Genomic DNA, 14,391 nt, shown 5'->3' on the forward strand with positions numbered 1-14,391 from the left:
GCAAATCCGTTTTTTTAATCTTCAGTTATTGGATACTTATTTTGGCCCCATTGAACAATTTCCCCTCGGCCGAAATTATATATTGTTCCTCGGCGGAAAGTCCTGACAATACCTCTACACTATCGCCATAAGTCCTGCCCAACCGCAACCAGCGTAAAAGTGCCGTATTGCTCTCACTAACCGTATACACCCCGGATAATTGACCGTTGTGCACTACCGCCTCTATAGGAATAAGCACTCTATTGGTATTTGCTTTTTTAGCAGTTGGGAATTGCACAGTGGCGTACATTCCAGAAAGTAGATTGGACTTTGATTCGTCCAATATTACCTTAACCATATATTGTCCTCCAGTATTTTTGGCAGATGTACTCACTTCATCCACCGTTCCCTTAAAGGATTCGTTCAGGGTCTTGATCAAAACTTCCACTTCCGAACCCGACTTGATCTGTAGAATTTCCGATTCCGGTACCATGGCCAATACCTGAAAATTGCCCGGACTTTCTACCTCCATTAAGGGCATCCCTGGATTTGCCATATCCCCAACCTTTATAAATTTGTTGGTGACCACTCCGTTAAAAGGAGCACGTATATTGCTATAGGAAAACTGTGCGTTAACCTCGTTCTTCATTTGTTTGGCCCCTTCCAATCTGGCCTTGGCCATGTTGTAGTTGGCCGTAATATCGTCCAGTTCCTTTTGGGAGGCACTGTTCTCGTTAAACAAGGCCGTATACCTTTTATAATCCTTTTCTGCATTGGTAAAAGCAGCCGTTGCTTCGGTAATACCGGCATTTACCTGGGCCAATTTGGCGGATATATCTGCATTGTTAATACTTATCAATTGCTGTCCCTTACTAACTTTATCCCCGACCTGCACGTAAATTTTATCAACATATCCCATCATTCGGGTACTGATGTTGGCACTGTTCACCGCCTCAATCTTTCCGCTAGCGGAAAGGAACGGACTGCCGTTCTCTTCGGAAACCGTGCTCACTTCAACGGCCACGGCAGGAGAATTGTCCGCCACAATTTTTTTATCATCGCTCCCACAACTGGAAATAGTTATGACTAGGGTGATGAGTGCTGCTATGTATAATTTTGTTTGCATGTTTTCTTTTAATTTTAGTGCTGGATGTAAATATTCCTTTTTATGGTTTCTTATATTGATTAACTATATGCTATTATTCCTTGGTTAAAAACTTAACATAGGCCAAGGCGTAATTATAATTGAAAATAGTGGTGTAATATTCCAATTTCTTCTGGGAAAATTGGGTTTCGGTATTTAATAGGTCGGTTGTTTTCTCCAAGCCTTGTTTAAACCTATTCGTACGTATGCGGAGGGATTCTTCCGACTGTTGCAATGCCAAGGATGTAAGCTCCAAATTGTTTTTGGCATCTTGAAGCAAACGCATGGCCCTATTCAATTCTACCTGACTCTCTGCTTTATATTGATGCAGTTCCAGTTTGGATTTTTCAAATTCGGCCCTACTTTTTTGGACCTTTCCAAAACGTTTGCTGCCTTCAAAAATGTTCCATTTTAATTCTGCCCCGATCAGGTATCCATTGGCATTTCCCTGAAAAACTTGATCATCGTGCAATTCATAGGTCCCAAACGCATTTAAGCTAGGAAGGAAACTCATTTTATCTGCCCTGTACATTTGTTGGTATGCCTCACTGGACAAGGACATGGCTTGTAAATCCTTTCTATTCTCTGGCAATCCTTCCGTATTAATATCACTGACCACAAGGGTCAAGGAATCCGATGGTTGTAAAAGGATATAACTGTCATCGTTCATCAAAACCGACAGGTAATTGGAGACATTATGGACATTGCTCTTGGCATACTGTAACTGATTCTCTATTTCGGTAACCCTAACCTCAACTGCTAGGACATCCGATTTTTGAAGATATCCCTGCTTAAAACTATTATCCGCCAAACGTTTATTTTCCAAAGCTGCCTTTTTCGCCTCCTCCAAAACCTTTACGGACTTGTATGCCAATTGTAACTGCATATATGCCTTTTCTACCTCCAAGTCCATATAATCATTTGTCCTATCGGCTTTTAACTCCACAGCATTTAATTTGGCTTTTGCAGCCTTCCGTTGAAAAATTCCATCCATATTTACCAAAGGTTGCTGTACTACAATACGCGTGGCATAATCCTCGATCTGACTGGGATTGTTTAATAAAAGGGGGTCAAAATCCGCCTGGGTCAAAATTTCCTGGTTCAATTTGGAACCAAATGCCATCAAAGGGTTGGTGGTGGCCATAGCGGTATGGGAAACGCTTATATTGGGCAATATCACCGCATTGGACTGATTAAAATCTCCTTTGGCGGCCAACACATCCTGTTGGGACATTTTTAGGGTATTGTTGTTTTCCCTCACTTTGGTCAACACTTCCTCCTTGCTGATCAACACTCTTTCCTGTGCCTGAACAAAGAACATAGTTCCCAAAAATGATAGTATGTATATGATATTCTTCATGTTTCAATTTATTTAGGACAAAATTAGGGGGAGAAAAAGGATTGCACAGTAACCAATGTTACCAAGGGATTGATACAATTGGGATAACCAATTTTAGTTTCCTTTTTTGGTATAAAACCAATAGCTAATGCCAATGGTCCAATAGAATGTATTTTTTAGATCTTCCTTTATTATAATATCCTCGGTGCTAATAGTGGCATTGCTTTGGGGAAAAGATAAAGAAGGGGTAAATGAAAAAATAAATTGCTTGTGATAAAACTGCACGGGAAGACTTAACTCCAGGTTTAAGAGATTAAACTCTGATGCTTCCTTTATTTCCACCACGGTGGAAGTAGATGGTTCTGTAACTATGGTTCCTTTTCCTTTTCCCTTTCTGTTGCCTAAACGACTACTGCTGTAATATTCCTGATAGAAATATTGTGATCCGGCATAAAGGGAAATACCCGGATTCAGCAATAGCTTGTTCCCGAGGGTATAAAAAGTTCGATCTAATTTTAGTCCAGTAAAAATATCCACTGAACTTTCTTTATTGAAATATGTACTTGCTGAAAGTGCAATTTCCAAAAACTTTAGGTCATAACTTAAAATACCGGTAATATCGCCAATAATTTCGGACCTAACATTGTAACTGTCCTCATTAAAAAAATAAGCGGTTCCTGATATTCCTCCACTAATCTTTGATGAGTTGAATATAAACCCTGAACTAATTAAAAAAAGATCCACCCTATTTTCGTTGGACGCGGTCAAATATGATACCGAGGCATCCGCAAAAAACCCTGTCCTATCGTAATAGCCAATGGATGGAAAAATATATGGGGCTGCAATTGAATCCCGCCTTCCCATAAATACAGCATCATTTAGGTAGCTAACATCGGTTAGAACGTAAGATTCATTGTCATTGGATTTTTCTTGGATAGATTTCTTATTGTTTTGGGATATCATCCAGGTAGGAAGAGCAAAGAATATTAATGTATATATAATTAGCCGGAATTTCATTAGATATAAGTTTAAGTTCTTTAGTAGAAATGGGAGGTAGGAATTATAAAATTCCTACCTCCCATTCTTATTCCTTAATTATTGCCTTTATTCTTTTTCTGGGTCATTGGTTTCTTAACTCCGCTTTTCATATTCATATTTTTGTTGACTTTCATATTTTTTTGAACCATCATTTTACGATGTAAATATGAATTCTTAAACATAGTACCATCCATATTTAAACATTCCCCATCTTGCAATCGAAGCTGTTTACGGTCTTGGCTTTGGTAGGTTCCATCAGGATTAACTGATATTCCGTCGCCGAGATTTAATTGCTGCTGAAGACGTTTTTGTTCTTGATTTCTAATTTGATATACTTCCCCACCTATTTGCATGATCTGAAACCTATTTTGGTTACGTTCCTGCATTTGAGCCTCACTAAGACCTTTGTTCTCCTGTTTTACTTTGTATCTGTATTGGTACTCATTGCGGTATTTAATACCATCATTGTCCAAACATTCGCCATCCTTTAAACGCAGACGATCCCGATCCCTTGTTACATAAGAACCATCAGGATTTACTACCGTTCCATCATTTAATGTTATGGGATCTTGTAACCTTATTTGGTCGCGATCTCTAATTTGTAGCACGTCACCATCTACCAGCATTAATCGATCTTGATCCCTATCCCGCAATTGATCTTGATCCTGTGCATTAAGCATTATTGATCCAAATGCAATAAATACCATTGTAAAAATTATTCTTTTCATGATTTGTGTTTTTATAAATTAATATGGTTAAATGTACCTTCTATTCCAGGGACTGAAAATGATTTAAGTCAGTTAATGTATTTTATATCAATAAGTTACAACCTGTGATGTGTAACAATTGTTACATAAGAAGATCTAACTACAGTTGTTATGGTCCAGTAATATTATAAGACAGCCAACATGCATAATATATATATGAACTGTGCTCAAAATTGGGTCGGCCAAATAATTCAGTTCTTTTTTTGGAAGTCTGTTTAATATAATCCTTTACGGACCACACTGTTCCCGACTATCATTGATTATTAGGGTATAGTCTTCTTGGGTTAAATACTGGGGCTCATAAGTATTCCCCGAAAGTTCAATGGCACTGACAAAGCTCCTCAGATGGTTGCGGCTACCACATTGTAGGCTTTCAAATACATTTGTGATGGCAATATTGGTCGTGGCGTCTATATAATTGGCCAAATCCACAATATCCAAATCTTCGATATTGGCACCGACCTCCAAGGCATTTGCTTCATTTTCACTACCGTAATCAATAAACTGATCATAAAGTTTTTGAATGTCCGGGTTATTAAACTCCCCATAGGATAAAAGAGTATAGGAAATATTATACTGGTCCAAAAGACCAATAACGGCATTCATATGACTTTGTTCACTTTTCTTAATATTTGAAAATTGATTTATTTCCCATAAATCCTCCAAATAGGTATAGGTATCCCTTGCAAGCTTTTCCTCTTCCAACATAAACAGTAATGCAGCACTGTCTTCATTAGTGAGGTTTGTATTATCCACATCCGCAACGGATGAATCATCATTATTACAGGAGAACAGTGCCAAAAGGAACGGTAAGCCAAAAATGAATAAATTGGTTCTTATTTGTTTAAAAAGTTTCATTGCTAATAGATTTACGTTACATAAGCAATATCCAACATATTAAACAGATGCACAGCCACTTAAGTTACACAGGCCATGGAATTTGAAACATAAAGGAAGTCTAAATTTATTTTGGAGGGTGTTCTAAATTTCTACTAGGGAAAAGATAAATTACAAGGTGACAATAATCCTTTGCCCTGATCAGATTGCTTTTCACTGTTCTGTGGAAAACACTTTATTGTCTTGGATAATTCAATTCGCCTTTCTAGTACCTCCATGACCACCTGCTACGATCAACATTATTTTTATGCTCAACCAAATGAATTTAAAAAATTGAACAAAAGGGTTCATCATATAGAAGCGTTTGGATTTTGATATTCTACGTGTCATATTCTTAATTTTTGGATTAATGGGTATTTGTAATTGCCATATGGCGTCCCTATCGTTATTGGGAACAGCTATTATTCCGGAATCAACCACCAAAAAGGCTTCATTTTGGCTTTATAGAGAAAGGCATAGTGCAAGGCCAATTTAAGCCAATGACCCGCCAAACCAATTTCCCCAAAGGTTTTCCCCAATTGTCGTCCTTGGGTATCGGGGTACTTATTGTAGTCGGGAACTATTGGGAAAGTGGTTATGCTAATACCGCTTCCCTTGGTCATGCCATAACCAGCAGAGGCTATACATGCGGCACCCATGTTGCCCATGGATCCGCGGTGATTTAGAGAGGATTTGCCGTTCTTTATGGTATCTATAATATTGTCGGCCACCAACTTTGCGGTTATGCCAGATGGCATCCCGGTCCTAGGTGGTGATGGGGAAATAGCTGTTCCGTTTTTACTCACCCTGGGTTTTGAAATGGCATGTGGGGGTGCAAAGGCAATTCCTGGAGCAAAAATATTGGCGTATGAAGGATTCTGATAGGTCTCTGGCCAATCCTGAACAGACCATTCCTCATAAGGCTTAGGACTGTAATCGGCATCGACAATCATAAAGCCTTTGAACAATTTTTCCGTAATATCCTGGTTGTTTTTATCAAAGGCTTTAAAGCCATGGCCCGAAAAAGCAGGGATAAGCATGGCAAAATCGTAAGTTTCCTTATGGTATTCGCCATCCAAGGTTTCATAATGTGCCACCCCGTCTTCAATTTTATTAACACCGGCACCAATGATCCATTTTATGCCGCGATCATCAAAAACCATTTCTACCATTTCGCTAGACTTCATAATATTGTTGCCATAGCTCAAAAGCATCCCATCCATTCCAAAGTCTCCCAATTGTGGCTCATTGGCAATCCAGACCAATTCTGCCATATCCCGGACCTTATGTCGCCTTAATTCCTGCTCTACATTTAAAATATACTCAAAAGCAGCACCTTGGCAAGTCGACTTGGCATGGCCGGTACCAATCAATATTTTGGCTTTTTTACCCTGCTTCATCTGTTGTATTAAATCGTCAAGAGCCTTCCAAGCTTGGTTGGCGTGATGGTAGGTGCAAACAGAATAGGCCTTGTTGGTGCCTGGGACCAGACCCTCGGTCATATCAAAGGCCAGTTTGGGTCCTGTTGCATTGATAAGATAATCGTAGGTAACTTTTTCCTGTTTCCCTTTTTGGTCTTCCGTAACATATTCCACCATAACAAACGGTTTTTCCACTTCGGTATCCCCTTCGGGATGAAAGGTGACTACCTTTGCCTGTTTATAGCCTATATTCTTTTTTTTATAAAGTGGAGCAAGCGGAAAGATAATATCCTTTGGTTCCATTCTTCCAATTCCTATCCAAATATTGGAAGGGATCCATTGGTAATTGCTATTGGGGGAGATCACTAAAACTTCGTGTTCTTTGGGGAGTTTTCTACGGAGGTGCGCTGCGGCCACATGACCAGAGATTCCAGCACCGAGAATGACTATTTTTGACATTGCGATTGGATTTATTTAAAGATAAATTTAGCGAGTTACCCGAACACTTAACATGATTATTATCAGCATATTAAATATTCTTGTGATTATAAATTTGAGACTTTAAAATCACTTTCACAGCAACAATTGTTACAGAGGGAATAGGGAATTTAATTGGAAAAGGAAGATTATCAAATCGCTGTGGTCAGCGTATAAATAATGGTTGCAATTAAGCCCAATAAAAACATGCCCACGGATATGGTCACAAGTTTTTGTTTCATAGAAATAATTTTGCCTAAAAAATAAAGATCAATGATCATTTCATCATAAACGTTCTGGCCACTTACCATGATTCGTTCAAATTCCTGTTTAAACTCGTTTAAGGATAGGGATGAAAAATTCTCGGCGTACAAGGTGCCCTTGTAACCACTTTTTCTATATTTTTTGCCAAAATACCGATGGGGCAACATACACAACAAAGCGAATATCATAGACAACATACTGCTGATGACCAATATTTTAGTCCCTGTATTTATGTTTACCACCCTACTTCCTGCATCGATGAACCGGATGCCCAATAACAGGGATGTTATTATGGAATTCACGGTCAAAACGATCCGAGCCTTGTTATCCACCATTTTTAGCAGATTGTAATGGTTTCTAGAAAGCGTTTTAAAAAGTGTTTGTACGCCACGGGCATCATATTTATGGCGTTTCCCTTTTCGTAGATCTACCTTGTCCAAACTGTTTGTTTCCTTTTCCATAACCTATAATTTTGTACGGCATAATTGACCCGCTTCTAAAAGTATTTTATTGATTTTTCCTGGGCTTAGTTCCATCTTCTTTAAATGATAGGGTTCCTTAACAAGTTCTTTCACCAAAATAATATTTTTTGCGATCAACTGATTCTTTTCTTTTTTGGTCAAAGTAGTAAGTACGGTGATTGGATATAGTCCGTAAGCATCTATATTGGCTTTCATTCCGTTGTTTTTAGGGTAATCCCAACTCAATAAGGTCAGCCCTATGCATTTACCGTAGTTTATGGCATCTATCGTAAATCGGGTATTAGTAACCAACCAGCCTTGCTTTAAATGGGTCGTTTTCAAAGTGTCTGAATTCCATTGTTGTTGCACGTCCAAAAATCTTGAATTGATGTATAAAGGCACCTTTACATTGCTAACGCCCCTTGGATCGGAATGGAACTTGCATTCTATGGCATAGGTATTCCCGTCCTTCTCGGCCAAAACATCTATTTCATGGGTTACACATTTCCCGTTCAGGACAACGCTGACCTTAGTCTGATATCCCTTTTCCACCAAAAGCGCAGCCATTAAACGTTCAAAGGGAAATCCTGTAGGTCCCAGTTCGAAAATGCCTCTTTTTAAACTGTATTTGGAAGCAGAAATCTCGTGATATTTTTTTAATATGGGAAATACTTTATTATGGACCTCTTCGGATGATATGCCGTCATATAATTCCGGGGTTACCTGCGAGATAATGGAATCGATTTCATTATTGGATACCTCACAGTTTCTTAAAGAATCTTTCAGTTTTCTTGAAGAAAACGGTTCTAGGTCCCCCGAACTTTTTTTGATCGTAATCTGCTTCTTGTCCATGTCTTTTTCGTTTAAGTTTAAAACCGCAGCAATTCTGTCATTATACCGAAACGGATTACATCCAACCGATGTTGAAAATAGATGTTGTAATAATCCATACCATGGTAATAGCGAACAAAGAACCCGATATCCTCCAAAAACTTTGGATGGTAGTAAAACGTAATACTCGCATTAAGGCGTTTTATGTTAAAGGTGTCCCAATCGTATAGGCTGTCCAGGCTCCATGTGGTTTCTGCCTTTAGCGAAAAATTGGCCTTTATAGACCCCCTTGGACCCATTTTCACGGGAAGTTTATAGGCCAAAAAAGCATTGTGCCAGCGCAATCCACTATACTGTCCATGAAGTTCTTGGAGCATCCAACTTCTGGGATGCACTTCCAATGAGGTTTTAAATATCTTCTGTGCCTTCAAATTACTGCTGTAGGCCGTTTTTAACCAGCCCATTTCAAAAAAATTGGTAGCAAAGTTTCCGGTTTGTAGATTGATATTTCCGTCGGCATCATAAAAACTTTCATCCTGTCCGTTGGAATGGTGGCCCAATTTTACAAAGAGGGTAGACTGTTCTGCTGAATTCTTTGCACTAACCGCATAATAGGCGGAAATCTGGGGAATGTAGCTAGGTGTCTTCACCGGATAAGATTCCTCGTTATACATTCGGATCGTAATTTGAGCGGTAAGTACGGCCATTAATCTGGAATCCTGTCGCTTTCGGACCACAAAACTGGGGTTAACGTTTGCCTCGAACATCAAGGGTTCCAAATTACCAATATCCGTGGGAAAAGTAATAAAACTATCACCTTGGTTCACTTGGGCTATTTTGGCAAGATTAAATTGGGGCAAACTGTCCGTTACCCCTTGGGCTGGAGCTTGCCATATAAGGAGGTTCAACAATATCGATATGCAGCCAAACTTGTTCATTTATTCTTTTTCCCCAAACCACCAATTAGGTCTTTGTGGTTTTTGAACTAATTTAAACCTTTCAATAGCATGGGTTTTTATGTGTTCTGCCATCTCCTCCACCGAGTCGGTTACGAACAACAACTCCATGTCTTTAGGACTTATACTTTCATTCTCCGCCATAATACTTATGTGTTCACAGAGCTCTTTATGGTATTCGGATCCGAAAATGACCACGGGGAAATTTTGAATCATCTTGGTCTGTATCAGGGTTATGGATTCGAAGAGTTCATCCAAGGTACCCATTCCCCCAGGCATAACCACAAAGGCATAGGAGTACTTTATCAACAGGAACTTCCGTACAAAAAAATACCTAATGTTGATCCATTTGTGCAGATAGGGATTAGGTTTTTGTTCAAAGGGCAGTATTATATTACAGCCTACAGAATAACCTCCCGCCTCATAAGCCCCTTTATTTGCAGCTTCCATAATTCCCGGTCCGCCACCCGTCATTACCGTAAATCCCATATTGGCCAATGCAGCTCCAACCTGTTCTGCCTTTTTGTAAAAAGGATTGGTATTGTCAAATCTGGCGGATCCAAAAACCGTTACGCAGGGACCTATAAAGTGCATTTTCCTAAATGCCCTGATAAAACTATATTGTACCCTAAAGGTGAAAAGCAGTTCTTTAAACCTGGAGAGCGGTCCGGATAGAAAACGGGATTCTTCCGGCTGTAATCGGTTGTGGTTGTGGTTGTTTTCCATTAACTTGTTTTTTTATAACTGATTACTGCCAAAGCATTCATGGCAATGGCAAATAAGAATGTCTTTAATACTTGTGGATAAATATCGGACAGGCCGGCCCCTTTTAGCATCACCATTCTCATTACCTCCACATAATATTTAATAGGATTGAATTCAGTTAACAACTGCGCCCATTGCGGCATACTTTCGATGGGCGTGAACAAACCGCTCATTAAAATAAAAATGACCATAAAAAACCAGGCTATAAACATGGCCTGTTGCTGAGTATCGGTAAAATTGGAAATAAAGAGGCCCATCCCCAAAATCACCAAAATGTAAATAATGGTATAGATATACATTAAGGTTAGGCTTCCAACAATTGGAATCTGAAACAACAGTTTAGAGATGATCAAACCCACGGTCAACAATACCATGCCCAAAACCAAAAAAGGAAATAATTTTCCAATAATAAACTGGTATTTTTTTATTGGGGTAACATTAATTTGCTCCAAAGTACCTATTTCCTTCTCCCGAACAATGTTCATACCTGAAAGGAATAGGGTAATCATTGTTACCAATAGAACCAATATTCCGGGCACCATAAAAGTTTTATAATTTAAGGTTTCATTATACCAAAAGGAAGGAATGGTTTCAATATTCTGCGGCTGGTTTCCCAAATTGTTAAACAGGAATAATTCCACTTGTGCCTTTTTAGTGAACTGTTGTACAATTTGATTGATATATACATTTTCTACTCCGGCAGCGGCACCATCTATGGCATTGATTATAACCGACAGATCCGCTTTTTTATTTTTAAGTAATTGCCTTTCAAAATAAGACGGAATCTCTAAAATCACATCCACTTTCCCTTCCAACATTGCCTTACTCGCCAGTTTTTCCGATGGAAAGTCGGTCATCACATTAAAATAAGAGGAAGCTTCAAATTTTTCCACTAGTTCCCGTGAAAGGGAAGTTTTATCATTATCAACAAAGGCAAACTTTATATTTTTCACTTCAAAAGTTGCCGCATTGGATAGGATGATAAGTTGGATCAATGGCAAAACAAAAATAATAGGGAGCATCGCCTTATTTCTAAAGATCTGTTTAAATTCCTTTTGGATGATATAGCGGATGATGTTCATATTCTTTTTTGTAATACGCATTTAAAAAAGTGAGTTGTCTAAGCTATGTTGTCCGGTCGAGCCTGCCCGTTCCATTCAGGCGGGCGCAGTCGAGACCTCACTTTAAAAATCTATTCGTCTAAAACCTCTCGACTGCGCTCGAGGAGACAGAAACGTTAATTTTAATTAATTGGTAATCAAGGGCTTTAAATTTATTTTTAAGGCTTTGACTACTTGCCAAATTTCTTTCACTCCAATCTTATTTTATATTTTTTTACGCTCAAGGCAATAAAAAATATGGTCATCCCAATCAATATTAAGGTTTCTTTCCACACGTAGGCCAATCCAACTCCTTTAAGCATAATTCCTTTTAAAATCATTATAAACCATTTGGCAGGAATTATATTACTGATCAATTGCAAGGGCAAAGGCATACTGGAGATGGGAAAAATAAATCCCGACAGTAATATAACCGGCAGCATGAGCCCCATTAAAGAAATCATCATTGCCGTTTGTTGTGTGGAGGATATTGTGGAAATCAAAATCCCGAGCGACAGGGCATTTACTATAAATAAGGTACTCTCCGCCCCCAATAAAAACAGACTGCCCTGCACTGGCATTTTAAAAACAAAAATGCTCAAAAGAATAATAACTGCAGCGTTTATGATGGAAAGCAAAATATATGGAACTACCTTGCCCACAATAACTTGAATTGGGTTTAAGGGAGACACCAACAAAATCTCCATAGTTCCCAATTCTTTCTCCTTGGTAATGGATATTGAGGTCATCATGGCCGATACCAACATTAAGATTATGGTCATAACCCCAGGCACAAACATATATACACTTTTTAGTTCCGGATTAAACACCATTCTTGTTTTTGGCACTATTTGGTAAGGCATGTTTAAACCTTTATTTAATTCCTGTTGGTAATTCTGTAAAATAGACCCTACATAATTGCTAATGGTATTTGCTGTATTGGGGTCCGTAGCATCGGTAAGAATTTGAACGGTAGCTTTTTTTTGGGTGACCAAGTTTTTGCCAAAATCCTTTTCAAAATTGAGTACCGCTTTTATCTTCCCTTTTTTAAAAGTGGATTCGATCTCATCTTCATGGCTTATAAACCCTTTGATACTGAAATATTTCGAAGTCGCTATTTTATTTATGATCTCTTTGGTATTAACATCTTTGGAATGATCCAAAATGGCGATATCCACATTATTGATCTCGTTGGTAATGGCAAAACCAAAAAGCATCACCTGCACTATGGGCATGCCGAACAAGATAAACAGGGAACGCCTATCCCTTAAAATATGGTAAAATTCCTTTTTGATGAATCCTATAAATCTGTTCATTTCTCCCTAATTATTCTATATTCCTCGCCAATTTCAGAAATACCTGGTTCATAGAATCTACTTGAAACTGACGTTTGAGATTCTTTGGCGTGTCCAAAGCCTCTATCTTTCCGGCTACCATGATGGATACCCGATCACAATATTCGGCCTCGTCCATATAATGGGTAGTTACAAAAATGGTAACCCCTCTATTGGCTTCCATATAGATCATTTCCCAAAATTGGCGCCTGGTTATGGGGTCGACTCCTCCCGTGGGTTCATCCAAAAAAACAATTTTTGGATTGTGGAGCAGGGCAACTGAAAAGGCTACTTTTTGTTTCCAACCCAAGGGGAGGGAACCTACCAGGGAATCGGCCATATCATGCAATCCCAATTCATTGATCATGGCCTGGGATTTTTCTTTGATGTCCGCAGATGACAAGCCATATATCCCCCCAAAAAAGACAATATTTTCCTTAATGGTCAAATCATTGTACAGGGAGAAGCGTTGGCTCATGTACCCAATATTCCTTTTTACCTGTTCGGCCTCTGTTAGCACGTTATATCCGGCCACGGTGGCGGCACCATGTGTAGGTTTGGAAATACCGATCAACATTTTCATAGCCGTTGTCTTTCCAGCACCATTGGCTCCCAAAAATCCAAAAACCTCTCCTTTTCCCACCTCAAAAGAGATGTTATTGACTGCGGTGAAATCCCCGAACATTTTGGTCAAATTCTGAACCTGTATCATGTTATCTTTTGTCATCTATTCATGTGCTTTTGATAGATCCATAAAGGTATCCTCAATAGTTGCTACGGTCTCTTTAACCTCAATCTCCTTATGATGTCTTTCCTCCAAATACTTGGTTAGATCCATTGACCTAAAAACTTCGGACTTAGGGGTAAAATGTAGGTATTCTCCAAAGGGATAGGCGCTATAGGTATCCGGGTAAATTCTTAAGTCTTCGATTAATTGATAGGTGTTGGAACTACGTACCTTATAAATTTTCTTTGGGAACGAAGCAATAATTGCTTCGGGTGTGTTGATCTGCAGTATTTTTCCGTTGGTAATCAAGGCAATCCTATCACAAAGTTCGGCTTCGTCCATATACGGCGTAGAGACCAAAATAGTAATGTCCTTTTGCTGTAACCGTTTTAACATCTCCCAAAACTCTTTACGCGAAACGGGATCTACCCCTGTAGTAGGCTCATCTAAAAACAACACCTTGGGTTTATGGATCAAAGCGCAGCAGAGCGCCAGTTTTTGTTTCATCCCACCCGATAATTTTCCAGCCCTACGGGCTTTAAAAGGTTCTATTTGGATATAAATGTCCTTGATCAAATCATAATTCTCCTCTATAGTAGTTCCAAAAATAGTAGCGAAAAAATTAAGATTCTCTTCAACGGTAAGGTCTTGGTATAAGGAAAACCTACCTGGCATATAGCCCACATGATTTCTAATATCCTTGTACTGTTTTTGGACATCGTAGCCCGCCACTGAAGCCTTTCCCCCATCCTGAATCAATAAGGTGGTCAAGATTCGAAAAAGGGTTGTCTTTCCCGCTCCGTCCGGACCAATCAAACCAAACAGTTCCCCTGGCTTTACCTCAAAGGAAATATCATCCAAAGCTTTTACTTTGTTGTACGATTTGCTGATATTGTTTAGAATGATGCTCAT

At 39.0% G+C, this 14,391-nt stretch carries 15 protein-coding genes; all 15 read right to left on the minus strand.

Annotated elements, in window-relative coordinates:
* Window positions 1–25 precede the first annotated feature (25 nt).
* Window positions 26–1,105, minus strand: coding sequence for an efflux RND transporter periplasmic adaptor subunit (locus MWU82_RS03115; protein ID WP_247095183.1), 1,080 nt, complete (start codon window positions 1,103–1,105; stop codon window positions 26–28).
* Between the two features lie 73 nt (window positions 1,106–1,178).
* A complete protein-coding gene (locus MWU82_RS03120; RefSeq protein WP_247095184.1) occupies window positions 1,179–2,483 on the minus strand; it encodes a TolC family protein in 1,305 nt (434 codons plus the stop codon).
* 93 nt (window positions 2,484–2,576) lie between these two features.
* Complete coding sequence (locus tag MWU82_RS03125) at window positions 2,577–3,479, minus strand: hypothetical protein (protein ID WP_247095185.1); 903 nt, start codon at window positions 3,477–3,479, stop codon at window positions 2,577–2,579.
* Between the two features lie 74 nt (window positions 3,480–3,553).
* Window positions 3,554–4,228, minus strand: a complete 675-nt coding sequence (locus tag MWU82_RS03130) for a DUF6799 domain-containing protein (protein ID WP_215949316.1) — start codon at window positions 4,226–4,228, stop codon at window positions 3,554–3,556.
* 267 nt (window positions 4,229–4,495) lie between these two features.
* Window positions 4,496–5,125, minus strand: a complete 630-nt coding sequence (locus MWU82_RS03135; RefSeq protein ID WP_247095186.1) for a DUF2202 domain-containing protein — start codon at window positions 5,123–5,125, stop codon at window positions 4,496–4,498.
* Window positions 5,126–5,356: 231 nt separating this feature from the next.
* Window positions 5,357–5,494 (minus strand): hypothetical protein, encoded by a 138-nt coding sequence (locus MWU82_RS03140; protein ID WP_247095187.1) that lies wholly within the window; start codon window positions 5,492–5,494, stop codon window positions 5,357–5,359.
* A gap of 71 nt (window positions 5,495–5,565) precedes the next feature.
* Window positions 5,566–7,023: an FAD/NAD(P)-binding oxidoreductase gene (locus MWU82_RS03145; RefSeq protein WP_215949313.1), complete on the minus strand. Its 1,458-nt coding sequence runs from the start codon at window positions 7,021–7,023 to the stop codon at window positions 5,566–5,568.
* 170 nt (window positions 7,024–7,193) lie between these two features.
* The gene (locus MWU82_RS03150; protein WP_247095188.1) at window positions 7,194–7,766 is read right to left on the minus strand and encodes a Pycsar system effector family protein; all 573 of its coding nucleotides are present in this window, start codon (window positions 7,764–7,766) and stop codon (window positions 7,194–7,196) included.
* Between the two features lie 3 nt (window positions 7,767–7,769).
* Window positions 7,770–8,618 carry a restriction endonuclease gene (locus tag MWU82_RS03155; protein ID WP_247095189.1) on the minus strand — a complete coding sequence of 283 codons (849 nt, stop codon included), beginning with the start codon at window positions 8,616–8,618 and terminating at the stop codon, window positions 7,770–7,772.
* Window positions 8,619–8,635: 17 nt separating this feature from the next.
* Window positions 8,636–9,535, minus strand: coding sequence for a phospholipase A (locus MWU82_RS03160; RefSeq protein WP_215949310.1), 900 nt, complete (start codon window positions 9,533–9,535; stop codon window positions 8,636–8,638).
* Window positions 9,536–10,279 carry a TIGR00730 family Rossman fold protein gene (locus MWU82_RS03165; protein WP_215949309.1) on the minus strand — a complete coding sequence of 248 codons (744 nt, stop codon included), beginning with the start codon at window positions 10,277–10,279 and terminating at the stop codon, window positions 9,536–9,538.
* Window positions 10,279–11,400: an ABC transporter permease gene (locus MWU82_RS03170; protein WP_215949378.1), complete on the minus strand. Its 1,122-nt coding sequence runs from the start codon at window positions 11,398–11,400 to the stop codon at window positions 10,279–10,281. Before MWU82_RS03170 ends, MWU82_RS03165 begins: the two co-directional genes overlap by 1 nt.
* Before the next feature lie 227 nt (window positions 11,401–11,627).
* The gene (locus tag MWU82_RS03175) at window positions 11,628–12,734 is read right to left on the minus strand and encodes an ABC transporter permease (protein ID WP_111622703.1); all 1,107 of its coding nucleotides are present in this window, start codon (window positions 12,732–12,734) and stop codon (window positions 11,628–11,630) included.
* 10 nt (window positions 12,735–12,744) lie between these two features.
* Window positions 12,745–13,479 (minus strand): ABC transporter ATP-binding protein, encoded by a 735-nt coding sequence (locus MWU82_RS03180; protein WP_247095190.1) that lies wholly within the window; start codon window positions 13,477–13,479, stop codon window positions 12,745–12,747.
* Window positions 13,480–14,391: an ABC transporter ATP-binding protein gene (locus tag MWU82_RS03185; protein WP_247095191.1), complete on the minus strand. Its 912-nt coding sequence runs from the start codon at window positions 14,389–14,391 to the stop codon at window positions 13,480–13,482.

Source organism: Arenibacter sp. S6351L (assembly GCF_023016025.1).
In the GTDB taxonomy this organism is placed as follows: domain Bacteria; phylum Bacteroidota; class Bacteroidia; order Flavobacteriales; family Flavobacteriaceae; genus Arenibacter; species Arenibacter algicola_B.